This window comes from Paenibacillus sp. FSL H3-0469, assembly GCF_038051945.1.
In the GTDB taxonomy this organism is placed as follows: Bacteria; Bacillota; Bacilli; order Paenibacillales; family Paenibacillaceae; genus Paenibacillus_AQ.
This window is the reverse complement of the sequence record NZ_CP150302.1, coordinates 307,734-332,174: the sequence shown is the minus strand read 5'-3', so window position 1 is coordinate 332,174 and position 24,441 is coordinate 307,734. Positions and strand designations below refer to the sequence as shown.

Here is a 24,441-nt window from a genome sequence, read left to right as displayed (position 1 = left end):
TTTATAATAAGCATGGTTGATCCCTACAGATCCTTACGCTGAAAGCGCAGAAGCCCCAGCCCAAAGATAACCACCGTGTAGATTGAAGCGTATACGACAAACGTATTAGACGGAAATGAATTGAAATTCATCAGACTAAGCGCCCCGTTATTCATCGACACCATACCATTCATATCCTGTAAGCTGAACAGTTCAACAGTCATTCGGCGCTGTAAGGTATCTGCGGGCATAATCATCGAGATCATTCCGGTCAGATTATTCAGCACCTTTAGTCCGTCCTCCTCCAGTCTCAGCGACCCGCTAAGCTTATCTACCATCCCTCCGAGAAATCCCGCCCCGTAGAGCATCGTCATGAACACACCGTTGCCGAGCGCGGAGAACAGTCCTGAACCCAGCATAGATACAGAGATTAATAAGGGAACTACAGAGGCGAACAGCAGGAATGACTTCGCAAGCACGACTACATCTCTGGGAACATTCGCGTGGGCGCTTGTAATCAGCAGAATTGCAGTGAACAGAATGAGGGCATAGATCGTTCCCAGCGTGACGAAGCCCAGCCAGCGGCCAAGATACCATTTCCAGCGCGGCAGCGGCCGGGGCAAGAGAGCCTGCATGACCCCCTGCTCTGCTTCACCGGCAATCACCGAGAAGGAGCTGAAGATGGCCAGAAAGGCAATAACGAACGCGCCGAAGAAGAAGCCCAGACTCAGAATAAAAGCGCCGTTCATGTACTGCATGAACAACCCGCTGCCATTTCCCAACGTTCCGGCCCCCTGATCGTTCGTTCCCACGGTATCAGCCACAAACCAGAAGGCAATCAGGAACACCAGAGTTAGCAGCAGGGTTAGCAGCATCACTTTTTTGCGCAGCATTTCTTTCCAGGTCATTGCCAGTATGGTTCTCATTCCTTCTCCCCCCTATGACTGAGCCCGGCTACCGCATCCATGAACCAGTCCTCCAGCCGTTCAGACTGGCGGTTGACCTGGTACAGCGTCATTCCCTGCTCCACCATCAGCCCGTTCAGCCAGCCTGCCTGTTCCTCATGATCCAGCTCCGTCTCCAGCCATACGACGCTTGAATCTGACTCCTCCCGTGCCGGAGCATTGCCCGATTTACCCGCTGCAGGCATGGATTGCCGGATGGATAGACCCGTATGCTCATTAAGCCAGGACAGCAAAAAAGGCGTGTATCCGCCCACTTTAAAATGCCAGCTTGTCCGTTTATTCAGCATCTCCGCTACTTTGCCGTGCCGCAGGACCGCTCCGTTACTCAGCAGAGCCATCCGGTCGCACAGCACTTCAACATCCTCAAGTAAATGAGAGTTGAGAAAAATAGTAATCCCCCGCTCCTTCAGCTTCTGCAGAATTTTCCGCACTTCCATTCTCCCGATGGGATCAAGGGCTGAGGAGGGTTCATCCAGGAACAGAATCTCCGGGTCATTCACCAGCGCACACGCAAGACCCAGCCGCTGCTGCATTCCCTTGGAATAATGCTTAACCCGGTCCTTTCCGCGCAACCCTATGCCTACCTCCTGCAAGAGCTGGGGAATTCTCTGATCCATAACGGACTTCGGAATCCGGCACAGCTTGGCATGAAGCCTGACCACCTCTTCACCGGTCAGCCAATCCTGGTAGCGGTACAGCTCCGGCAGGTAGCCAATCTTCATTTTGGCTTCTATAGAACCCAGCGGATGGCCTAGGATGGAAGCCTGCCCGTCCGTTGGTGAGATGAGTCCAACCAGCATTTTGACAAAAGTACTCTTGCCGGCACCATTGGGGCCGAGGAAGCCGAAGGCTTCCCCTTTCCCCACAGTCAGAGTAACATCCCGGCAACCCCGCCCGTTAGGATAAGCTTTAGTTAAGGCGTTCGCATCTATCGCAGGGATACTGCTCATTGTGTGATCAACTCCTGTACCTTTTGAATGAACTGCTCGCGGTCAGGATAGATATCTCCGCCATAAAACTGTAGAAACTGCCCATTCTGCACCCAGACAGCCGTATAGCTGTTGCCGCTGCTGAAATTCATTTCAGTAAGAATCACCGGCGTACCGGCCACCGTAATCTGTTCATCATGACTGCCCTTAACCAGCGGCATTGGCAGATCTCCGGCCAAGATCCGGCTCTTCTGCAGACTGCTTCGCAGATTGTCGGGAATCAGCGGGAAGTTCACAACGGCATCAATCGCTTCGTCCAAATCCACAGAAGGATCTACAGTAACGACAGGTGTGTTCATCTGCGATAAGGATCCCCAGTGCTGATCGCTGCCCAGATCGTAATTCACCTGCTCGGGGATATGAAGCGTAATCGGCTTGCCGTCTACAGATGCAGGCAGCAGATTGTCCGAGCCCAGGCGTTTCAGTGCCTTGTTCACTTCCTCCACCTTCAAGTTCAGTGTGATATCATGGGAGCCGCTTACCCGGACAAACTTAACTGAATTCATAGCGGACCCCTTCAGCGGCTCGTAGCCCAGCAAGCCTTGGATATCCTTGAGCGCAACATTCTCCTTCACCTCACCATTAGTGACCGATACATCACCGAAGGCCTCAAGGGATTTCTCGATATTGCGGTCATTTCCATTCTCTGTTATCTGATAGAACATATCCCGCAGATCGCCTTCTTCAACAACTGTAGCCTCCTGCATCTTGAACTGGTTCAGCAGGGCTGCCATGGCTGTATTCCCTACCGGAGTAGCCAGAATTGCTGCAAAAATCGCTACGCCTGCTGCCGCTGCTGCCCACTTGCGGCTGCGGGTCATAGGCCGGCGTGATTTCCGCTCTGTATTCTGCACTGGCTCCGCTGCTGCAAGGTTATCCGCCGTTGCTGCCGGAAGCACTTCCTCTGCTGCCAATTCTGTTCTATCTGATCTATCAGTCTTGGCAGCTTGTTCCTCTAGAAGGGTATCTTGCTTGCCCCATGTAGCCCACACTGGATTGACCGGCTCATCTCCCAGCTTCTTCTGTAATTTAGCCCAGGCTTCATCTGTGCTCTGGGGCTGTCCCTGCCCGTTTGCTCTATTCATGGTTTCTTTCCTCCCGGTTCTCATTATTCTTGCGGAATGGATTTCACCGCATGGTGTTTCAGTTTGGCTGTCGCCCGGCTTAACAGGGTGCCGACCACCGGTGGCCTCACTCCCAGCTCAAGGGCGATCTCTGCATAGCTGTAGCCCGAGTACTTAAGCAGCAGGGCTTGCCGGTCCCGCTGAGGAAGATCCTCCAGCCAGCTCCGCACATCTTCCTGATCCAGCTTGCTGAGGACCACTTCTTCCCCTGTAGGAGCCGAAGCCCCCGCATCATATAACAGCTCCTGCTTGTTGATCAGACGCCGCTCTCTCACCCGCTGGTTCAGATAATCATATCCAATCCGCGTAAGCACTCTATGCAGCCACGCCCCCAGAGCCGCCGGATCATCCGGCGGATTCCGGTAGAGTCTGATAAAAACCTCCTGCGCCAGATCATCGGCAGCACTCTCGTCCCTCACAAGTGCCGCCAGCTTGCGCCGCACGCTCGGGTAATGCTCATAAAAAATTAATTTGTATGGGTCTGATTCCGGAATATTCATTAGGTAAATCCTCCTTATCCGCTGCAGCTATAAGTAAGACGAAGGCTGGGGCAGATTTGTATCACCTTGCCTCAAGATTTCTCTCCAGCAAGTTCCCGATCCGCTGCGCCATTACGTCTGGAGGGAGCGGCTTTGCATTCTTGAACCACCATTCCACTACCCCAACGATTGCCGATCCTAGAAACTGGATGTCTACATTTTTGATGACCGCTGAATCCTTGCCGCTCCCTCCGGACAGGCTCTTATCCTTCTCCAGCTCCCCGAGGAAGAATTCAAGAAACCGTCCGCGGAAAAACACGCTGCCTTTACTCCCCAGCAGCGCAGAGAAGAACATCGAATGCTGCTCAAAATATTCAAACCACACTAAGCCCATCTCGGTATATCCGGCGGCATCATCTGAACTTTCGCAGATTTCGCGTATGTTGCCGATATGCTCTTCTATAAGCTTGTCCAGAAGATCAAATTTGTCTGTGTAGTGAAGATAAAGGGTTCTGCGGCTGACATCCGCTCTATCGGCAATGTCCTGTATTGTAATTTGATCAAAATCCTTCTCCAGCATCAGCTCAATAACAGCCTTTTTTAAGGCTTCCTGGGACTTGCGTATTCTCCGGTCGATCTTTACCACTCTGTCCTCACCAGCTTTCCTGCAGATTACTGCACAATTCCATTGAAGTCGTGAATTAATGCACAGAATCAAGCTTTTTAAGAATTGTATCTTTTCTTATTCCGCTTAATATTATACATACATGCTCACTAATACACTACTGTGCATTAAAAGGAGAATATTATAATGAAAATTGCAATTATCGGAGCCACTGGAGGAACGGGAAGAAAAGTAATGGAGCAGGCCCTTGCAGCGGGACACGAGGTTATAGCTGTGGTACGCAGACCGGAGGCACTCTCCCCTGCAACGGGGCTTACTATCCGGCAAGGGGATGTATTCGACAAATCCAGCATGATCCACGCCCTTGCCGGAAGCGAAGCCGTCATCAGTTGTATTGGTCCTCCAAGCAACATCTCTCCGGATGCTGCCGGCAATAAGGGCCTTATAAATCTTAAAGCAGGTAAAAATGTTATGGCGGCCAACTTCTCGCCGGGTACCGTCATGTCAGAAGGAGTTCCTAATATCCTTGCAGCCTGTCAGCATCATGAAGTTCAGCGGCTGGTGATGCAAAGCGGAATTAATCTGAGTGATGGAAAGGAGTTGTCACTCGTCAACCGCTGGGCTGTCCGCTTGATGCGCCGCATTTTCCGCAAAGCGATTGAGGATAAGGCTGCTGCTGAACAAGCCGTAATGCGCAGCAGATTGGACTGGGTGATCGTACGGGCATCCGTGCTTAAATACGCACAGAGTTCTTCTAATTATACGGCTGGCCCATCGGCCCGCATACATCCACTCCAGGCATTGCCTTATGCTGCCTGTGCCGATTGCCTGCTGCGTGCGGCTGGCAGCGAGCCGTCCTGGACCCGCAAAGTGATCAACGTCGGCCGATAAGGAGCATGTGTACGAATGAGCAACTATAAAAGCTTATATTTACAAAAACGCTTATATTCACAAAAAAAAAACGGTCCTCCGGATATTCCCGTGGACCGTTCTATGTTGCTGCCTCTAGCTATTCCTTGTCGTAATTCTCATCGCCAACCTGAATACTGCCGTCATCATGCTGGAAGAATAGGGAGCTGGATACCTTGCCGTTGCCAAAAGCGAATACGATGGTATTGCCGCTTATCTTGTAGGAACCGGCATCTGAACCGCCAGCCCCGCCTGTTGTAGGCGCTCCGCCCTGAACGGTACCCAGCATCAGGTTATCGCTGGTGAAGGTACCGTTGCTGTTCAGCACCAGCGTCCGTGTCCAGGAGGTCGATCCGGCTGAGATCCCAGCCAGCCCCTGGAAGCCGCGGTGAACATAAGTGCCGCTTAGGGTTAGCCCGTTCTTGACCGTCTTGACCCGGCTGAGCTCAACGTCGTCAATATGCAGCTTGCCGGATTTGACCGCAATATCATAAGTATCTCCGTTACTTAGCTTCAGCTTACCACTCTGTATGGTGTAAGTCTGGCAGCCGTCACGCGAGCAGTTGATCGTCTCCGGTCCGCCTTGCTTTGGAGCATCCACAACCACTTTATTACCGGGCAGGAAGGTGATGATATTCCAGCACATTCCGCCGCATTCATACCCGTCGTTGTCCGGGCTGAAGCCGTAATACATTCCCTGCAGATTGCTCAGATTCACCTGGTCCGAAGCCGCTAGCTTGTAGGAACCGTCTCCGGCAGGAGCATTCGGCACAGTCCCTGGAGCTGGCGGCTTGGGCTGCGGCGGCTGGCTGGCGATCTGCTCGTCATATATTTTTTTGAATTCAGCAATTTGCTTGTCAACCGCAGCCTTCGCCGTTGCTTGGGTCAGGCCGTTCGCCGCTAAGTACGGGTCGGTGTAGACGAGAATCTGCGGCTTATACGGGTTCCATGCCACCAGTGCCTGAGTGGATTCTCCGACGAAGCGGAGCGGGACCATTGTATAATTATCGATAATTGTTGGCGCTTGCAATAGTTGAACACTGGTGCCGTTAACGGTGGCCGTCTTGCTGCCTATCTTCATGACGATGGATAGACCTTCCTTCGTACCGGTTACTGTCTGCTGCGCGGGGTTCCAACCTACTTCAAGTCCCATGGCCTCGAACAGCGGTCGGAATGGAACCAGCGTTGTCCCCTTATCCAGCAAGGGAGCTTTCTCAAAAGACAACGGTTTATCGTCCAGATTGACCTCAATCGTTTTGCCCGCAGCTGGCGAAGCTTGCGCCTCACCCGCTGATGCACTCAGTGCTACGGCTAGCCCCAGCCAGATGACAGCCGTCCATATCCGCCGGATTACAGGTCCGGCCATTCGCCTTTTCCTCACGTATACCCATCCTTTCGCAGACCTCAAATTATAGATAGCTAAACAAACAGATTTTTATCTCCTTACCCGGAAGCAAAGTATTCAAAACGAAAATTGGTGAAATTGTGCAAAAAACAGACACCCCGCGAAGGATGCCTGCCAGTAAAATGCTATTCGGCTCTGTTAACAAGCTTCAAGCTACATCAGTTTCTTGATATCATCCTTGAGCTGCTCAGACTGCGGTCCGAACACAATCTGTACGGCACCCTGCCCAAGCCGCATCACACCGGAAGCACCAAGCTGCTTAAGCGCGGAGTCTTTAACCGCCTTGTCATCATTTACGTTAAGGCGCAAGCGGGTGATACAAGCATCGATGCTGCGGATGTTCCCAGGACCACCGATGTTCTCCAGAATCTTGGCGGCTCTGGAAGAGGACGACACCGTTGTTCCGCTCTTGGACAGATCAATCAGGTCCTCTTCCATATCATCCTCGCGTCCAGGGGTTTTCAGATTGAATTTGACGATAATGAACCGGAACAGCACATAATAGAGGACGAAGAAGCCAAGCCCGACCGGAATCAGCACCCACGCATTGGTGGAGAGCTTCATGTTAAGCAGGTAGTCAATGAGCCCCGCAGAGAATCCGAACCCGAGCTTCACATCCAGCACATACATCAGGAATCCGGCAAACCCGGTCAGTAAAGCGTGTACCAGATACAGCAGCGGTGCGAGGAACATGAAAGAGAATTCCAGCGGCTCCGTGATCCCTGTCAGGAAGGAAGCAATCGCCGAGCCGATGAAGATGGACGCGACCATTTTGCGTTTCTCCGGTTTGGCTGTGTGAATGAATGCCAGGGCTGCACCCGGCATAGCGAACATCATAATCGGGAAGAAGCCTGTCATGAACATTCCCGCAGTCTTATCTCCGGCGAAGAAGCGCGTCAGATCTCCGTGAACAATATCACCTGCAGCGTTCGTGAAATCACCGAGCTGGAACCAGGCGATGGCGTTGATTACATGATGCAGGCCGAACGGGAGCAGCAGACGGTTAGCCGTCCCGAATACAAATGCCCCTGCACCGCCGAGACCGACAACCCAGGTACCGAAGTCACTGATGACATCCTGAATCGGGCTCCAGATCATACCGATCAGTACTGCGAGAATCATGGTAGTGATAGCTGTGATAATGGGTACGAAGCGTTTGCCTGCGAAGAAGCCGAGCCAGTCCGGCATTTTAATATTATGATATTTCTTGTAGAGGTAAGCGGCCCAGGCTCCGGCAAAAATCCCGCCCAGCACGCCCATATTCAGCTTTACATCATCGCCGATGAATGGCATTTGGGCCGGGAGCACCTTAAGAATACTGTCCAGCACCTGATAAGCAATGAGGGCAGACAGCGCGGCAACCGCATCCCCTGCGAACCCGATCGCTACCCCAATTGCAAAAATCAGCGCCAGATTACCGAATATAGCACCCGCACCCGCATTCAGGAAAGGAGCCACATACTGGTTGAGGAATCCGCCTACGGTACTGCCCAGATGGAAATCCTTCTCATAATTAATGAGTCCGAACCCTTGCAGAATCGCTGCCGCCGGTAAAGTTGCCACTGGAAGCATCAGAGATTTCCCTAACTTCTGTAGAAAAGCCAACATAATGAAATCATCCCCCTGGTTTCATATTAATAAGTGTATGTTCTATAGCTGTGAAGCTGCTGTGGTAAGAATACTACTCGTTCCTGCCGTAACCTGGCCGTAATGACAATTCACCTCCGGGGTTTCCTCCCCGTTACTAGTTACTATCACTGGAGTAATGGTACGGTAGCCCGCAGCCCGGATCGCCTCCAGATCGAATTCGATCAGCGTCTGCCCTGCCTGCACTTCATCTCCGGTGGCAATATGGCTGATGAAGCCCTCGCCCCGCAAGCTGACCGTATCAATTCCAATGTGCATCAGCAGCTGTAGCCCGGAGGCATGCTCCAGGATTAGAGCGTGATTAGTTTTGACCACATGCGCAATTTTCCCGTCAAAAGGTGCCATTAAACGTCCCTCTATAGGTTCTATGGCGATGCCTTGGCCCATATGCCCACCAGCAAAGGTCTCATCCGGCACTTCCGTTAACGGTACGGACTGTCCGCTGACCGGAGCGTATATCTCCAGGCGGGTTACCGCCACAGTAGGTTTCTCTTCTTTTTTAGCTTTCCATCTCGAAAACATAAAACTCACTCCTTGCCGCTGTTAATTATTCTTCTCTATGGTCTGGAACAGCCGGTACAGATGCATAGCCAGGAAGCAGATTTCTTCTTCGGGTACGTCTACACTGAGCTTGCCCTGCATGACCTTGCCCATCCTCTGGGCGAGCTTGTATTCATCCTTGTATTCCTTCTTAATATGCTTCACAAAAGGATTGTCGATGAGCGAACCCTGCAGAATCCGTTCAATCGAGAATCTCAAGTGGACCATCAGCCGGACATGATTCATACTGCCCTGCTCGAAGCGGATCTTGCGCTCACTGCGGATCATCTCCATCAGCTCGCTTACAATATTGGAGGCCTTCACGAGCTGGCCCACCGGCACATTGCTGACCGCAGAATAGACGTGGTAAGTAAGGAAACCGACCTCATCTTCAGGAATCTGCACTTCAAAGCCTTCGCTGATCTTCCCCGCCGCCTTGGAAGCGATCTCAAATTCCTTGGGGAAGGTCATCCGGGTCTCTTCCAGGAAAGGATTCACAATGTCCATCCCGCTGCGCAAGCGGAAAATGGTGAACTGGATGTGGCTGGGGAGCGCCAAATAGATCTTGTCGTTTAACTTGCCGGGAAACTCACGGGCGATATCAGAGATAATCTCATCTGTGATCCTCATGACTTTGGGATCAATATCCTCCAGCAAAATCTGATACTGGCTCCATTCCTCCCGGTCCTCCAGCCGAAACAGCTTCTCAATCCGGGGATCATCCGAATCAATAACACCTGTATCCTTAAGCGCAAACCCGATGCCCTTGCCGATGATTACATATTCCTTGCTCTTCTTGCCGCCTTCTACCATTACGACATTATTTCCAATCACCCGCAGCACCTGAAATTGTTCAGTGTCCCTCGCCAAGTTCCCCCTCCTTTCCGCCCATTGCCTGATTTTTTGCACAAAAAAGAGCCAAGACTGGACTCAAAGTGTTGAGTACGAATCTTGGCTCATGCCCTGTTAAGGTAACACGCCACTGCATATAAATGATCATTTATGAACCCATCATAAAGCATACCTTGTATTCCCGTCAATGGGTTTTTGGAAAAGTCAAATGTACCGGCACATTCGTGTAATGACGTCCTGCATCAGTACAGGCTTGCTGATGAAATCAGTGGCTCCGGCGGCCAGGCAGCGCTCACGGTCTTCCTTCATCGTCTTGGCAGAGACCGCAATGATCGGGAGGTCGGTGAGATGCATCTCCTCACGGATAATAGACAGCGTGTCATAACCATCCAGAACCGGCATCATAATATCCAGGAGTACGATATCCACCTCCGGCCGCTCTCTAACCACTTGAAGACATTCATACCCTGTCTGAGCGGTCATGATGATCATCCCGTAAGGCTCCAGACCCTTCTGGAGGGCATAAATATTGCGCAGATCATCATCTACAATCAGGACAGTTTTGCCTTGAAGCATGGCATATTCCTTCTCGAACAGGGAGTCCTGGGCATTACCCGGCTGCCCTTCATCAGGAACAGTCCCGGAGTGCTCCGACCCGGCTGCCGTCTGAGCCAGCTCCGCCGGATGGAACGGTTCTTCTTCACTGTCCAGTTCACGGCAAGGGAGATACAAGGTAAATGTACTGCCCTCGCCCTCTTCACTCTCCAGGCTGATATGTCCGCCCAGTAGCTGAGCCAATTGCTGGGAGATGGATAAGCCCAGACCGGTTCCCCCGAATTTGCGGGCAGTCGTTCCGTCCACCTGGCGGAAGGCCTCGAAAATCAGCTCACGGTTCTCCTTGGAGATACCGATTCCGGTATCCTGTACAGCAAAGGCCAGCACCGGCCCCTCTGTTATGTAACGCTGATCTGAATATGCCGCCAGCTTGGTAATCTCCACGGTCACTGAGCCCTGCTCCGTGAATTTGAAGGCATTGGACAGCAGATTCCGCAGAATCTGATGCAGCCGCATCTCATCGGTGAAGAACAGATCCGGAACCTCCGGGTTCAGGGTCACGTTAAAATCCACATTCTGCGCTTCGGCAAGCTTGCCGAAATAACCCTGCAGCAGTGAGGGCAGCTCGGTGAGATTAACGGCATCCATTTCCACCAGCATTTTGCCGGCTTCCACCTTGGAGAGATCCAGAATATCATTAATCATATTGAGCAGATCACTGCCGGAATTGTAGATGACTGAGGCATAGCCCAGTTCTTCCTCAGTTAAGGTATGATTACGGTTCTCCGTCAGGAGCTGTGAGAGAATCAGCATACTGTTCAGCGGCGTACGCAGCTCATGCGACATATTGGCCAGGAACTCAGATTTGTAGCGCGAGCTCTGCTCCAGCTGTTCATTGTAACGCTCCAGCTCAATCGCGGCATTCTCGGCTACATATTTCTGATTCTCAAGCTCCTTGTTCACGGTGAGCAGCTCGCTGGTCTGACTCTGAAGCTCCTCCGTCTGCATCTGCATCTCCTCAGATTGCGTCTGAAGCTCCTCTGATTGAACCTGAAGCTCTTCGTTCATCACCTGCGATTCATGCAGAAGCCTCTGGATTTCCATCCGGGTCTTCACCGAATTCACGGTAACCCCCATCATGTCCAGCAATTCCTTCAGCAGCTCGAAATGATAAGGTGCCCAACGGGTCAGCGCAGCAATCTCCAGTACGGCAACGGTCTTGTTCTCAAAAATAATCGGAGCGATCACAGCAAACTTAGGTGCCGTTCTGCCCAGAGCAGAGTTGATGTAGATATAGTCATCAGGCAATTGCTCGATCACATTCATCCGCTGATCCAGCGCACATTGACCTGCGAGGCCTACTCCCGGGTGAATAATGTCCGGTCCTATATGTTCTTCCTTATTCTCTGCTCCGGCATAGGAGTAGATACGCTCGAACAGTTCATCGTTATTCACGACGTATATAGTGGCATACTGCATTTCCAGCATAACCGACAACCGGCTGACAAAAATTCTGCACAGCGAAGGCATATCAACAGTTTCTTGCAGGGCAATCGACATTGAGGTGAGCTGTTCGCTCATCCACTGCTCCCGCTGCACATTATCCAGCAGTCCGTTCGTTGCTTCGCTGAGGTCATAGATTTCATCCAGCGTCTTCACCTTAATACGCTCTGAGCGGTTACCGCCGGAGGCAATGCTGTTAATAGCCTGTATGACGCTGTGCAATGGATTCACAATGCTGGCCGAGAGCAGATAAGTGATGAGCAGCGCAAGTACGACCACCAGTCCCCACAATATGTACATGGTGATCAGCAGCTTATGATTGCTGTCCTTCAGATTGCTGATCCGGTCATTCGTGAGCGTTCGTTCGATGTCACGGAAGTAATCGGATTGGGAGCGGATGGTGTCAACGAGATTTTTCCCCGTATCGTTGCGGAAAAAGGCATTGACCGCCTCCATATGCCCGTTCTTCTTCAGCTCAACCACATGCTGTCCGGCGACATCGACCCACTTCTCGATATTATCCATTATCGTGTCCAGATTCCGCACCTGATTCGGGTTATCAGCAATGAGTTTGTTCAGCTTCGCTGCATTAATTCTCCACTCCACCAGCCCGTCATTATACGGCGCCAGGTAAGACTCATCATCGGTAAGGACGTACCCCCGCTGTCCGGTCTCCATATCGAGTACATTTTTCTCAATTTGATATGTAAGTTCATGAACTTCTATATCATGATCGCTCAAGAACACGGTTTCTTTCTCCAGGCTGTTAATCCGGCCAGAGACTATAATCAGAAATAGCCCTAGCATTAATAGTATGATGACATATCCAAGTGCGATTTTGCCGCGGATCTTCAAGCTCCAAGCATGCTTCTCCGGCAATGGTCCAACCCCCGTCCAGAGTTATACTTATGCTGCATATTGTTGTCTCTCACGCTGTGGCTGCACAGGGCTTATAAATACCCCTCCGTGCGGGGCATAGGCAATCTGTCCTTGAGCTGACGCACATTGGCTTCCAGCTTGATGATGATATCCTCAAGATCCTGCGGATCGATCCCCTTAATTATCGGCACAGGGGCCGGAGTGGCTGAGGTTCTCACCTCTGCCTTCAGCTCTTTCATCTCAAGCTGCTGTTCCTGCCACTTATCCATCAGATCCGCTATGGTGGCATAGAACCGTTCATAATCCTTAATTACGCTGTCCAGAAACGTATCCACCTCTTCGGCATCATAGCCGCGAAGCTTCATACTGAATTCCTTCTCATGAATTGTAAGTGCATCAAGTGTAATACCGAGCTGGCTGAACAGCTTTCTCTGCTTATCCAGCCGCCGTTTCATATGTTCGTCCATTTCATAACCTCCAAGTGTGTGCTGCTTTCATCCGGCAGTAATTATTATAACAGGGTGAAAGCAGCCTGAAAATATCACTAAAGTTACAATTCAGCATAGAGATGTCCGCTGATTGCCCTATAACACATTAGGGTAAGGAAAGATTACGACAGTGTAACTACTAATCAAGCTGAAAGGAAGATGACACATGAGCCACTTAACCAAAGACCAATTAAATACACTCCGGGCAGCCCTTGAGGAACGCAAGGCAGAGCTGGAGCAGCATTTCTCCGGCAACGGAGCTGAAGACAGCCTGCTTGGTGATTCCCTTAATCTCTCTACGGGCGAGCTCTCTTCTGTCGATAACCATCCTGCCGATACAGGCACGGAGACCTTTGAACGCAGCCGCGATCTGTCCATCAACACCTCGCTATCCGAAGAATTAACGGAGATCGAGGCTGCACTTGTGCGGATGAATGACGGAACGTACGGCATCTGCGAGGCCAGCAAGCAAGAGATTCCTTATGAACGGCTTGAGGCCATCCCCTACACCCGCTATACCGTGGAGCATGCCCCAACCAGCAATAACACTGACGCACGTCCTGTGGAAGAAGAGGTCATGACCCCGCCGCCAGCCGGTGCAGGCGAAGGACGCCAGCAGAATAGCGGACGGTTCGACGATGCCGGTGCCTGGGAAGCCGTGGAGGATTATGGCAGCGCAAGCTCGCCGGTGACCCCGCCGGGCCAGGATTCTGAAGATGAGGATTCCTGATCCGGCAGTGTAGAGCTTACAAGGCTTGTGGATAGACTGATTTAGATAAGTCCGCCGGATCGTGGCTAGAACGATAAGCATGAGCGAGCCAGCTCGTCGATCCTCCATCAGAAGTTGTCTGCTACTGCCTTATTAAGAATTCCAAGACAACGGTCCAGGTCAGCTTTCACTTGCTTCTTATACAGCTTGGCCTTCTCCTCCCCGTCCGAAGTGAAATGATACAGGACAATCTCCTGAAAATCGACCTTCGGGTCGTTTCCCTTAAGCTGCTTGGTGCGGTAAAGTATCCCTTGCTGTACCAGCTCATGCAGAGCTCGGTAAATTTCACTTTGGGGAGGGGAATAGCCATGAGCCTTGAAATCTCTGCGCAAATCCTCAAGCATCTGGTACCCATACCCTTTGTGCTGCTCCACCATTGTAATCAGGTATACCTTTATAAACGCCCGCTGGGCAATCATGAACGCCATAGGACACCTCCCGGGGTGTTTTTTTGTACGATTTGAGAATTGCAAATTTAAACTATGTCTCTAGTATAAACCCTATTTCCCAGCCTTCACAACAAGTAATTTGAGAATAAAATCCAAGCGACATCAATATAGTCCGCTAGTCATGAAGCTTAAGTTTCAGATAGCTTGAGATTTCGGGCACTTGTGGTATTTGCGTTGCCGGGTGAAGATGTTATTTTTCACTTTTTCCTGGTTTAAGGAGATAAACAGGTGTGGAGTTTGATTATGTGGGGTTGTAGGTAGATGGGGTTGTTTTTTTAATTCTTCTATTATGAATTTTTCATATAATGAAATTAGGTTATAAGCTAGTTAAAAAGCTTTCCGGTTCATATTGTGTTGATGGTTAGCTGCTTCTGCTTAAATGGGATTACGATTATTGGAATGTTGTATTTGTAACTATTATGAATTTTTCATATGGTGAATTAACATAAAATATCCACCTCAATCCCCCGACTTTTCACCTCCTCTCACGAACATTTTTGTTGTAATTACAACAAAAATCCTATATTATTTTAAAACCATAGAGAATGTTCTTGATAATATACAGACAGGAAAAAGTGGCGGAGGAGATTTGGGGGAAATGTTGAGGGGCTGGAAAATATATGAATAATGGAGCTGCAATCTATGAAGGAGATTCTTCGCGAGGTTGGAATGATTGCCCGGGCACTGGACTCTATCAGCAATATTGAATTTAAACAGTACGACCTAACCAGGGGCCAATATCTGTATCTGGTGCGGATCTGTGAGCATCCGGGGATCATCCAGGAGAAGCTGGCTGAAATGATTAAGGTGGACCGGACAACCGCCGCACGTGCTGTAAAGAAGCTTGAGAGTAACGGTTTTATTGAAAAACATGAAGATCAGCATAACAAAAAAATCAAACGGCTGATGCCTACAGAGAAAGGGCAAGCCGTCTACCCTCTGATCAAAAGAGAAAACGATCATTCCAACAGCGTAGCGCTGTCCGGCTTCTCCGAAAGTGAGGCAGCTACCCTGGTGAAACTGCTGCAAAAGGTAAGATCCAATGTGGAAAAAGACTGGGGGTATGTAAAAAAGGGAAACAAACGGAACTATTGATTGTACAAGTGACTATTGATTATACAAAAGGAGAATTATAGATGGCTGTTTTAATAAAGAGATGCTCTTCCGGCGATCTGGGCACCCTGCAAAAAATTAGTATTGAAACGTTTACAGACACCTTCAAAAATCAAAATTCACCAGAAGCTATAGAAGCTTATATCAAAAAAGCATTTCATACAGAGCAGTTAAAAAAAGAATGCACCAACCGCAATACTGAATTTTACTTCATCTATTATAATGAAGAAATTGCCGGGTACCTGAAGGTTAACGCTGAGGATGCCCAATCTGAAAATATGGGCGAGGACTCGCTCGAAGTGGAACGGATCTATATTAGAAGGCCCTTTCACAGGCTGGGGCTAGGGAAACTTCTTATAGAGAAGGCGGTGGAACTTGCAGTCGAAAAGAATAAAAGGAAGCTCTGGCTGGGGGTTTGGGAACAAAACGGGAACGCGATTTCTTTTTACAACAATATGAATTTCGTACAGACGGGAGTTCACTCTTTCTATATGGGTGACGAGGAGCAAACGGATCTGATCATGACGAGAATCATCCGCTAGAACAACCAGGCAGTCAGCACAAGAACTGCCCGGGGTTGTCCCAGGCAGCTGTTGGATGAAGCTATATTAGCGGGGGTTAACCGCTGTAAGATTAGATTTTGTCCCGGTTATAAAGGTCTGGATCACGGTCTGCGTTCATCGCGCCCCTGTTGCCCAAAGAGTTGCCGACTCTGGTATCCTCCGGGTACAGGCTGTCGTACCGGCCCGAGTTGAGTGAACGGTTACCCCGGAACACGGTATGGATATCTCTTCCGCGGCCGTTGTCATCGACGAGGACGAGGATTTTGCCGCTGTCGATGTAGCCTTCGTAATCTCTGGCCTCATCTTCGGGAATGCCGAGTCCGATTAATCCGCCCACCAGACCGCCTGCTCCTACTCCGATGGCAGCCCCTGTTAACGTAGCTGCGATTGGGCCTGCAGCAAGGATTGGACCAATTCCCGGAATGGCCAGCGCACCGATCCCGGCCAGCAGTCCGGTAATTCCGCCAACAACGCCGCCGGTAGCCGCTCCAGTAGCAACGCCTTCAGGCGCCATCGTTCCTGTATCTTCAGATATGTGTTTCAGGTCATCCCGATCCTTCGTAATTACTGAAATCTCATCGTTCGTGAACCCTTGACTCTGCAAACTTTCAATTGCTCTGGTTGCTTCTTGTTCCGTATCGAATACACCAATAATTTTCTCTGTCACTTGAAGCCCTCCTTCGTAATTGTTGTTCGCTATTGTATTACCCGTTCACGCGACACCCAAACAGGAAAAGCTTCACCGATTACATCATACTTGATTACCGCCACCTTCTATTTGGAAGGACGGGTACGGTTGGTAGGCACTGCTTCCAGCGGATTATCCGGCCAGTAGTGCTTGGGATAACGGCCTTTCAGATCTTTTTTCACCTCGAAATAGGTGTTCTGCCAGAAGCTGGCCAGATCTGAGGTAATCTGCATCGGCCTTCTCGCCGGAGACAGCAGGTGCAGCAGTACCGGAACCTTCCCTCCGCCGATCCTCGGCGTATCCGTCTGCCCGAACATCTCCTGCAGCCTGACTGCCAGTACCGGCGCTCCCGGATTGCTGTAATCCAAGGGAACCCGCGAACCGCTCGGTACCGTAATATGAGTCGGCGCCTCCTTGTTCAGCAATTGGCGGCTGTTCCAGTCCAGCATTCCCTCCAGCGCCTGCGTCAGCTTCACCCGCTGCAGGTCACGGAGATTCCGCATCCCTTGCATAAAGGGTGCCAGCCATTCGTCCAATGTATCCGTCAATGCCTCATCCGACATATCGGGCCAGTCAGCCCGCAGCGAGTGCATGAATTCCATACGTTGCCGCAGTTGAGTGGTCCCTTTCTCCCAAGGCAGCAGCTGTAGTCCTTCCGCCGCGATCACCTTCAGCAATACGCTCTCTGTCTCCTCGGGAGTAGCCCGCTCATGGGTCGTCTGCTTCAGAATGAGCACCCCCAGCCGGGTCACTCTTCGCGCCTTCACGCTTCCGCTCTCACTGTCCCAGTAGACTTCGCGCTCCTCCAGAAGGCTGTCCGCATGATGCTTCAGCAGGTCCTGCTCGGAGAGCGCTGCGGCAAGCATAATCCGGCTCTGCCCGGCACGGTCATCCACGCCGGGCGCCACGATATAGGGCGAGCGCGCCAGCGGCTGCCCCTCGCGCATCGCCGCCCCCCGGCCGCCGGACAGCAGGAACGCGCCATTGCCGCGTCCCTGCCCGATGCGGTCGGGATAGGCGAACGACAGCAGCAGGCCGCTGCGGCTGATGTCGCCGGGCCCTTCGCCTGGCGCTGCCTGCAGCTGCGCCAGGAAGCTGCGGCTCTCGCGCTGCACCGCGCGCAAGGCCGCCGGGTCCGCTCCGCCGCTGCTGGCGGAGCGCTCGTACCCGAGCAGCGTCTCCACGCGCAGCGTGAGGTCGCTGTCTAGAGCCGCGGGACCCTTGAAGAGGTCCCGCTCTTGCAGCAGCGCAGCGAGCCTGGCGGCGAGCGGCGCGGCTGCAAGGTCTGCCGCGCGCAGCAGCATATGCGCGATGCGCGGGTGTGCGCCAAGCACGGCCATGCTGCGGCCGTGCGGCGTAATGGCGCCGCCGGCGTCCAGCGCGCCGAGCTGGCGCAGCAGCGCCGTGGCCTGCGCGTAAGGCGCGGCAGGCGGCGCGTCCAGCCAGGCGAGCGCTCCCGGTTCGCGCACGCCCCAGAGCGCCAGCTCCAGGGCGAGCTGCGCCAAGTCAGTCTCCATGATCTCCGGGACATTGTCGTCCGGCAGATGATCATGCGCCTCCCGGCTCCACAGCCTGTAGCAGACGCCCGGCGCTGTGCGGCCTGCCCTGCCGCGCCGCTGATCGGCCGATGCTTTCGAGACCGACACCGTCGTTAAGCGCGGCATGCCGGTACGCGCAGAAAATACCTGTGTCCGGCGAAGCCCTGTGTCAATCACCGAGCGTACCCCTTCGATTGTCAGACTCGTCTCGGCAATCGAAGTCGCCAGCACGACCTTCCGTTCGCCGTCCACCGCAGGAGCCACCGCAGCATCCTGCTGCGGCTGCGGCAACTGGCCATAGAGCGGCCGCACTACCGTTCCCGGCGGCAGACTTCCTGACGCCAGCTCCTGCTCCGTCCGGCGGATCTCCCGCTCCCCGGGCAGAAAAACAAGCACATCCCCCGGCTGCTCAGCGAGTGCCCGGTTGACAGCGGCGGCTGCGGATTTCTCAGGAGAAACATTACTTGCCTCCGGCATATAGATCGTATCCACAGGATAGGTGCGGCCCGGGCAACGCACGACTGGCGCTTCCCCCAGCAGAGAAGCTACGCGGTCTCCGTCCAGAGTCGCCGACATCACCAGAATGCGCAGATCCTCGCGCAGCACACTCTGCGCTTCAAACGCCAGTGCCAGTCCAAGATCCGCATGCAGACTGCGCTCATGGAACTCATCAAAGATCACAAGCCCCACATCCCCCAAGGAAGGATCGCTCTGGAGCATTCTCGTCAGCACACCTTCCGTCACTACAACAATGCGTGTATTCCGCCCCACCCGGGTATCCATCCGCATACGGTAACCTACGGTCTGCCCCACACTCTCTCCCAGACAAGCAGCCATATAAGCAGCGGCCGAACGGGCGGCGAGGCGTCTGGGCTCCAGCATCAGAATAGTTTTACCGGCCAGCCAGGGCTCCTCCAAAAAGGCAGGCGGCACCGCCGTGGTCTTCCCCGCCCCAGGCTCAGCAATCAGAACCGCCGCTGCACGGTCTGTCAGAATTCTCTTCAGGTCAGGGAGCACCTGCATAATCGGAAGCTGCTTCATTTCATCTCTCCATCATCTGCTAAAGGTTAAGTTAAATCTCCATTTCCCTATCATCGGCGAATTCATTCCAGATATCAAGCGGTTCATTGCTGCTGTGCGAGGATTTAGTCTTCAACAATACGTGGAAAAATGTAGTTTAGTTTGTTGATTTCGTATGATTAGAGGCAAACAAGTGGAAAAAGGGCAACTATTGCTGTTAGGTTGACCATTAAAAGAAACCTGTGATAATTTAAGTTCCCTTTTTCCAATTACTGTTCCCGAAACGCCAATCCGATCATCAGCAAGTGGAGGAAATCCACCTATTCCCCCCTCCCAACTAATCTTCCAAGTGGAAACGGTTTTGCCGTCCTTTTAAAGGACGGTACCGTTTCAGCGAGAAATAGAAGGATATAAGTTATCGTGTGCAACATACAAATTCTTCTATTTGCACAAAAACCCCCGGTTTCATGAACCGGAGGCCTCATATTTACTTCAATACTCGTCTACTCATCTGTTCCCCTATTCACTAGCTCGCCTATCCATCCATTCAACTATCATATTCATCTTTTCACTATTCATTTATCTTCCATCCGCCCAGTCGCCCTGCCATATCACTGACTACTCCCTGCCATCCCGTTCCGCCCCGGCCAGCCGCAGCCCGACCGCATCCCCGTAATCTGCATAGGCAGCATTGCCTTCCAGACCCCGTTCCTGCAAAAGCATCTGAAGGCGCAGCCGCTTCAGGGAGAGCTTACCCTCCAGCTCCTTGCGTTCCCCGGCCGTACTGTTGCCGCTGCGGTGGCAGGCTACCAGCAGCTCTTCGAGCGTTACGCACTCTGCCCGCAGCGTCAATTCCTCCGGCAGCAGCCCGGCATTCTTCATAATCTTGTAGGACATCCGCAATTCCTCCGGTACGCCGGAGAGATCCTCCAACTCCAGTGGCTTACCGTGCCCCGGCAGATTGGCAAACTCTCCGCTGCGCATCGCTTCCTGAATTCTCTGTTCTGCAAGCCAAGATAATATAGCCATACACACCGCACCTTTCATCAGCAGCTGAGCATCTCTTCTTATTACATCCGGCTTACCTGCCGCCGCTTTGCCCTCATTTTACCACAGCCGCTGATCAAATTCCTTCCGTTCCCATCCCCGCCTGTCCTCTATTTCTGCTTATGATAGCCGCGCTCCCCGTAAGGAGACAGCTGCTCCAGCCATTTACTCTCCATCTCCGGCAGCATTTTGCGGTACTTCTTCAGCTCCTGCACATCCGCGACGAAATCCTCCTCAGGCTTAATCTGCTCCAGCACCTCGAAGCGGAAGCCCGTTTCACCGCGTTCATTCCAGTCTTCCTGCAGCGCCTTGTTGTCATGGCCTTTGATATCCAGCATGAACTTATGCTTATTCCAGACCCCGTCCAGATTCAGGCTGCTTCCCACAAACATTTTGTCATTGCCGGTGTTCACAATCCGGTATACCCCCATCGGCCTGTGCGAGTGTGCGTAATTATATCCCAGTTCCTTGCGTCTCGTTTTATCCGTCATTTCTTCTCTCCCCTTCTTATCTCCGTTATAATTTCACCCAGTAGCTGCTTCCGTCTTCTTCACGATCCAGCAGCCCGTAATCGATCAGATACCGCCGGAGCGTCACGTAATCGGGGTAAGCCGCTTCAAGTACCGCATTGATTTCCTTCTCACTGTACCTGCGCCCGGTCTCAAAACGCTGCAGCAAATGCCGCAGAATAGCCGCCTTCCGCTTCTGCCGCTTAGGGAACTCTGACAACGGGCCGTCCGGCCCTTGTTTGAAATAGGTGCCCAGAATCTCGGCGTTCTCCTGCTCCGTAATCGCGAACCGTTCATCGACCATCACAGCCGTACGCGGAATACTGACAAAAGGCGATGAAGCTCCCGGCTTCTCCTCAGCCAGCTCCATAACCGCCAAAAACAGCTTGGCCTGCTTCACCTTCTCGCGAAGCGTGAACCGGTGGTTACGCACCGTAGAGGTGCTGCCGATTCCCAGCTCCTTGGCTGCTTCTGCATCGCTAAGACTTTGGCGGAAGGCCTGCAGCAGCCCCTTTTGTAATTCGGTCAACCCGCTCAGCTTCTTGTCCAGTGTCAGCAGCCAATTGAACATCCCGCCATGAACCCTGTCCACATGCAGAGCGGCGAACTTCTCCGCTTCGTAATACTGCCCGGCATCCTGATAGATCAAGCCCTTCTCGAAGGCAGCGCCACAGACCAGACAATGGTACTTTTCCGTCCGCTCTTCCGTCTCCACATTATAGCCCTGCTTCAATTCTGCAATGGACGCATTCCAGAATTTTTCTGATATCCGCACCGCCTCATTCTCTCCTGTCAACTGGACCACCACATCCTTTGTTTGCTTTTATATAGACATATTATCATTTCGTTTGTTATTTAACAAGTATCTAATTAGACCATTTTCCGCAAAAGAAAAACACCGCCAATCATGGCAGTGTCTCATAGCAGAAACGGGCGGCAGAATATGCTTAAGACAGCAACGACTCCGCACCGTCAATCACAATCTGCGAGCCGGTAATATGAATGGATTCATCCGAGGCGAGGAAGGCGACCAGATCGGCGACATTCTCCGGTTTACCCGGTCCGTCTGCCAGCGGCTGTGCTCCCTCCGGGAATTCAATCGGGATGACAATGGACTCCACTTCATCGTTCCACTCCGTGCTCTCATCAATATTCGTGGCAATCGCTCCCGGACAAATGACATTCACGCGGATTTTAAACTTAGCCAGCTCCAGTGCAGCCATCTTGGCAAAAGCAACCTGACCAGCCTTAGTAGTACTATATGGTGACCAGCCGAAGCTGGTAAATCTGCTGTTGCCGTTGATCGAGCTGGTAATAATAATGCTGCCTTTACCCTTCTCCTTCAGATGAGGAATGCTGTATTTCAGCGTCAGAAAGGTGCCTGTGAGGTTGACCGACAGGGTCTTCTCCCAATCAGTTACGCTCAGCTCCTCAATCGGACCGACCACTCCGTTAATGCCTGCATTGGCGAACACAATATCCAGACCTCCGAAATGCTCCACGGTTCTGCGCACCGCTTCCTCCATCCGGCCGGCATCCGAAGTATCCACATCAATGGCTAAGGCACAGTCCTTGCGCAGCTTGTTCAGCTTCTGCTCCAGGATAGAGGTACGTTCGTTCACCAGATCGAACAAGGCGACATTCGCGCCTTCACGTGCCAGCTGGATCGCTGCCGCTCTGCCGATTCCCGAGCCCGCACCTGTAATGATGGCTGTTTTCCCTTGAAAACGTTGCTTTTTTGCTATATTGGGGCTCATATGTACACTCTCCTTCCATGAATACCATTCTGCTGATAATGGCTCTGTTTCAAGATTACCCAATTGATGCTCGATTATAATCAGATTATGCAAAAAATTGCACAAACCTCGTGCAACATGCACAGCACATCCGCTAACCGGGCATAGCGTGCAGCTTACCGGCAACAGCAAAGAACCCACATCTGCGGGGTCTCCTCTACGTATTCAATTCTCCAGCTGCCGGACATCCACTTTAACCGTAAGCGTGCCTGCTGCTCCGCGGTATACGCCTTTAACCGGAACAATATCCTTATAATCCCGTCCATGGCCAAGCTTGATGTACCGCCAGTTCACTTCAACATTATTGGTCGGATCGAAGCCCAGCCAGCCCGTACCCGGAATATGCGTCTCCACCCAGGCATGGGAGGCCTGTTCGAAGTTAGCGTTGCCCCCTTGCAAATCCCCGACAAAATGGTACCCGCTCACATAACGCGAGGGCAAGCCGACACTGCGGCAGACCGCAATCATCAGATGCGCATAGTCCTGGCAGACTCCGCGCTTGAGCATCAGTGCTCTTTTCACTGTAGTATTGACGCTAGTCGCCTCAGGATCGTACGTAAACTGCTCATAGATCGTGGACGACAGCTTCCGAGTCCATTCATACATATCCTCGGCTTCCTCAAAAGGATGCTGCGACGCGAATTCCACCAGCTCCGGCGTCACCTCGGTGTACCGGGTAGGCAGAATAAACTCTATATACCGGTTCTGAAACTTCTCGTCATTCAGCAGCTTCACCTGCTCCTCCAGCGGGATATGCGGCAGATCCGTGCCTTGCGCCTTGTCGAGCGTGACCACGGTAGCTTTGGTGTGGATCACCATTTCCGTATGCGGCTTATTCACCGAATAGGCATGGACCCGGTTGCCGAAGAAATCCTCATACGTTAGCAGATCGGCCGCCGGATGCACCTCTACTTCATGGTGATAGCAGGATTGCCGGTAGTTCGTGCGCGGCGTCAGCCGGATCTCATTGACACTGTCCGTCACCGGCTCGGGGTAGCTGTAGGTGGTTGTGTGATTGATTTGTATTTTCATACCGAGACTCCTTCACGGCGAAAAAAAGCACCGTCCATCGTTCTGCCGAGCCTCTGACAGGATATCATGAGTGAATCCAGCACATCCAGGGCCAGGTCCCCGGACATCTCATCCTTCTCCATATAATCCAGCTCCGCCTTGATCTTGCCCGCCTGCCGGATCACCTTCTCATGCCCCGAGCCCTTCTCTGCCGTGTCCAGCTCCAGCTTGGCCAGATGCTCCTCCAGCTTGTGGAACGAGAAGCGGATCGAACGGGGAAAGAACGGGTTCACGATCAGGAATTCAAGAATACACTCCGGCGACATATCATCCGCATAATACCGGCGGAAGGATTGATAGCCGCTTACCGATTTCAGCACGGCCTGAAGCTGGGTATAGATCGAGCTGATATCCTTCGACTTGCAGGATACCGTGACGGTCTGCAGGATACGGGTCGTATTCTCTGCCCGCTCCAGAAACCGGCCGCTCTCGATGAAATGCCATTCATTGCCCCGCAGCATCACCGATTGCTCCGCACCGAGGAACATCGCCGCCCGTTCCTTAACCTGCTGATAGAATTGATGGGGACTGCGCATGATATCCGCTACCGACTGCTCCCCCAGCCACAGGTTGAAGCCGTTGACTATATCCCACAGCTCACTCGGCAGATGCTGGCGCAGGGTGCGCAGATTGTTCCTAGCTTGATGCACACAGGAGAATAGGGAGTTGGTATTCCCCATATCCAGTGTGATGAAGGACAATACATCCTGCTCGTTGAAGCTCTCAAACTGCTGCAAATATTCGCTTCGCACCCCAAGCGCGTCAATCAGGCGAGACCACTTATGCCCCTCTTCCTGGAAATCCTTTTCCTGCTGGATATGGTAATGCACGTCGATCAGCCGGGCGTGATTCTCAGCCCTTTCAATATATCGGCCGATCCAGAATAGAGCCTCCGCATTGCGATTCAGCATTCTAGCCCCCCCTTTACCTTAGAAAAGT

The 24,441-nt window shown here is 52.3% G+C and carries 24 protein-coding genes; 4 read left to right on the top strand and 20 right to left on the bottom strand.

Translation table 11 applies throughout. The features are described from left to right. Positions 1 to 23 precede the first annotated feature (23 nt). The 5 genes from NSS83_RS01545 to NSS83_RS01525 all read right to left on the bottom strand — a co-directional run bounded on the left by NSS83_RS01545 (position 24) and on the right by NSS83_RS01525 (position 4,182). Positions 24 to 905, bottom strand: a complete 882-nt coding sequence (locus NSS83_RS01545) for an ABC transporter permease subunit (RefSeq protein WP_341347534.1) — start codon at positions 903 to 905, stop codon at positions 24 to 26. After that, complete coding sequence (locus NSS83_RS01540; protein WP_341186083.1) at positions 902 to 1,894, bottom strand: ABC transporter ATP-binding protein; 993 nt, start codon at positions 1,892 to 1,894, stop codon at positions 902 to 904. The genes NSS83_RS01545 and NSS83_RS01540 overlap by 4 nt, the downstream gene beginning before the upstream one ends. Then, on the bottom strand, positions 1,891 to 3,018 hold the full coding sequence (locus tag NSS83_RS01535; RefSeq protein WP_341186084.1) for a hypothetical protein: 1,128 nt from the start codon (positions 3,016 to 3,018) through the stop codon (positions 1,891 to 1,893). The genes NSS83_RS01540 and NSS83_RS01535 overlap by 4 nt, the downstream gene beginning before the upstream one ends. 23 nt (positions 3,019 to 3,041) lie before the next feature. Then, the gene (locus NSS83_RS01530; RefSeq protein ID WP_341347533.1) at positions 3,042 to 3,557 is read right to left on the bottom strand and encodes a sigma-70 family RNA polymerase sigma factor; all 516 of its coding nucleotides are present in this window, start codon (positions 3,555 to 3,557) and stop codon (positions 3,042 to 3,044) included. A 61-nt stretch (positions 3,558 to 3,618) separates the two neighbouring features. Next, the gene (locus NSS83_RS01525) at positions 3,619 to 4,182 is read right to left on the bottom strand and encodes a TetR/AcrR family transcriptional regulator (RefSeq protein WP_341347532.1); all 564 of its coding nucleotides are present in this window, start codon (positions 4,180 to 4,182) and stop codon (positions 3,619 to 3,621) included. Positions 4,183 to 4,347: 165 nt separating this feature from the next. Here NSS83_RS01525 and NSS83_RS01520 point away from each other — a divergent pair, with 165 nt between their 5' ends. Next, positions 4,348 to 5,052 (top strand): NAD(P)H-binding protein, encoded by a 705-nt coding sequence (locus tag NSS83_RS01520; RefSeq protein ID WP_341186087.1) that lies wholly within the window; start codon positions 4,348 to 4,350, stop codon positions 5,050 to 5,052. A gap of 118 nt (positions 5,053 to 5,170) precedes the next feature. On the opposite strand, the gene NSS83_RS01515 is transcribed toward NSS83_RS01520, so the two are convergent. From NSS83_RS01515 to NSS83_RS01490, 6 genes are all read right to left on the bottom strand, one after another. Continuing rightward, positions 5,171 to 6,451, bottom strand: a complete 1,281-nt coding sequence (locus NSS83_RS01515) for a stalk domain-containing protein (protein WP_341347531.1) — start codon at positions 6,449 to 6,451, stop codon at positions 5,171 to 5,173. A 177-nt stretch (positions 6,452 to 6,628) separates the two neighbouring features. After that, a complete protein-coding gene (locus NSS83_RS01510) occupies positions 6,629 to 8,083 on the bottom strand; it encodes a PTS transporter subunit EIIC (RefSeq protein WP_341186089.1) in 1,455 nt (484 codons plus the stop codon). Between the two features lie 42 nt (positions 8,084 to 8,125). After that, complete coding sequence (locus tag NSS83_RS01505; protein ID WP_341347530.1) at positions 8,126 to 8,644, bottom strand: PTS glucose transporter subunit IIA; 519 nt, start codon at positions 8,642 to 8,644, stop codon at positions 8,126 to 8,128. A gap of 21 nt (positions 8,645 to 8,665) precedes the next feature. After that, entirely contained in the window at positions 8,666 to 9,532 is an 867-nt protein-coding gene (locus NSS83_RS01500) for a PRD domain-containing protein (protein ID WP_341347529.1), read from the bottom strand. A 186-nt stretch (positions 9,533 to 9,718) separates the two neighbouring features. Further along, complete coding sequence (locus NSS83_RS01495) at positions 9,719 to 12,451, bottom strand: CHASE3 domain-containing protein (RefSeq protein ID WP_341347528.1); 2,733 nt, start codon at positions 12,449 to 12,451, stop codon at positions 9,719 to 9,721. 71 nt (positions 12,452 to 12,522) lie between these two features. Beyond that, positions 12,523 to 12,918 (bottom strand): DivIVA domain-containing protein, encoded by a 396-nt coding sequence (locus tag NSS83_RS01490; protein WP_341186093.1) that lies wholly within the window; start codon positions 12,916 to 12,918, stop codon positions 12,523 to 12,525. 187 nt (positions 12,919 to 13,105) lie between these two features. On the opposite strand from NSS83_RS01490, the gene NSS83_RS01485 reads away from it, so the two are divergent. Next, on the top strand, positions 13,106 to 13,669 hold the full coding sequence (locus NSS83_RS01485) for a TraR/DksA C4-type zinc finger protein (protein ID WP_341347527.1): 564 nt from the start codon (positions 13,106 to 13,108) through the stop codon (positions 13,667 to 13,669). Between the two features lie 107 nt (positions 13,670 to 13,776). Here NSS83_RS01485 and NSS83_RS01480 read toward each other — a convergent pair whose 3' ends face one another. After that, positions 13,777 to 14,136 (bottom strand): helix-turn-helix transcriptional regulator, encoded by a 360-nt coding sequence (locus NSS83_RS01480; RefSeq protein WP_340753846.1) that lies wholly within the window; start codon positions 14,134 to 14,136, stop codon positions 13,777 to 13,779. Positions 14,137 to 14,799: 663 nt separating this feature from the next. On the opposite strand from NSS83_RS01480, the gene NSS83_RS01475 reads away from it, so the two are divergent. Together NSS83_RS01475 and NSS83_RS01470 are read left to right on the top strand one after the other, a co-directional pair. Next, positions 14,800 to 15,252 carry a MarR family transcriptional regulator gene (locus NSS83_RS01475; RefSeq protein ID WP_341347526.1) on the top strand — a complete coding sequence of 151 codons (453 nt, stop codon included), beginning with the start codon at positions 14,800 to 14,802 and terminating at the stop codon, positions 15,250 to 15,252. A gap of 41 nt (positions 15,253 to 15,293) precedes the next feature. Beyond that, positions 15,294 to 15,812 carry a GNAT family N-acetyltransferase gene (locus tag NSS83_RS01470; protein ID WP_341347525.1) on the top strand — a complete coding sequence of 173 codons (519 nt, stop codon included), beginning with the start codon at positions 15,294 to 15,296 and terminating at the stop codon, positions 15,810 to 15,812. Positions 15,813 to 15,903: 91 nt separating this feature from the next. On the opposite strand, the gene NSS83_RS01465 is transcribed toward NSS83_RS01470, so the two are convergent. The 8 genes from NSS83_RS01465 to NSS83_RS01430 form a co-directional block, all read right to left on the bottom strand. Beyond that, positions 15,904 to 16,500: a general stress protein gene (locus NSS83_RS01465; RefSeq protein WP_341186096.1), complete on the bottom strand. Its 597-nt coding sequence runs from the start codon at positions 16,498 to 16,500 to the stop codon at positions 15,904 to 15,906. A gap of 107 nt (positions 16,501 to 16,607) precedes the next feature. After that, positions 16,608 to 19,100 (bottom strand): ATP-dependent helicase HrpB, encoded by a 2,493-nt coding sequence (gene hrpB, locus NSS83_RS01460; RefSeq protein ID WP_341347524.1) that lies wholly within the window; start codon positions 19,098 to 19,100, stop codon positions 16,608 to 16,610. 597 nt (positions 19,101 to 19,697) lie between these two features. Next, positions 19,698 to 20,108 (bottom strand): DnaJ family domain-containing protein, encoded by a 411-nt coding sequence (locus NSS83_RS01455; RefSeq protein WP_341186098.1) that lies wholly within the window; start codon positions 20,106 to 20,108, stop codon positions 19,698 to 19,700. Positions 20,109 to 20,236: 128 nt separating this feature from the next. Further along, on the bottom strand, positions 20,237 to 20,617 hold the full coding sequence (locus NSS83_RS01450) for a GIY-YIG nuclease family protein (RefSeq protein ID WP_341186099.1): 381 nt from the start codon (positions 20,615 to 20,617) through the stop codon (positions 20,237 to 20,239). Positions 20,618 to 20,642: 25 nt separating this feature from the next. Beyond that, positions 20,643 to 21,410: a DUF2087 domain-containing protein gene (locus NSS83_RS01445; RefSeq protein ID WP_341186100.1), complete on the bottom strand. Its 768-nt coding sequence runs from the start codon at positions 21,408 to 21,410 to the stop codon at positions 20,643 to 20,645. 172 nt (positions 21,411 to 21,582) lie between these two features. After that, complete coding sequence (locus NSS83_RS01440; RefSeq protein ID WP_341186101.1) at positions 21,583 to 22,392, bottom strand: SDR family NAD(P)-dependent oxidoreductase; 810 nt, start codon at positions 22,390 to 22,392, stop codon at positions 21,583 to 21,585. 204 nt (positions 22,393 to 22,596) lie between these two features. Next, on the bottom strand, positions 22,597 to 23,463 hold the full coding sequence (locus NSS83_RS01435; protein WP_341347523.1) for a transglutaminase family protein: 867 nt from the start codon (positions 23,461 to 23,463) through the stop codon (positions 22,597 to 22,599). Next, positions 23,460 to 24,413 carry an alpha-E domain-containing protein gene (locus NSS83_RS01430; protein WP_341186103.1) on the bottom strand — a complete coding sequence of 318 codons (954 nt, stop codon included), beginning with the start codon at positions 24,411 to 24,413 and terminating at the stop codon, positions 23,460 to 23,462. The genes NSS83_RS01435 and NSS83_RS01430 overlap by 4 nt, the downstream gene beginning before the upstream one ends. Positions 24,414 to 24,441 lie beyond the last annotated feature (28 nt).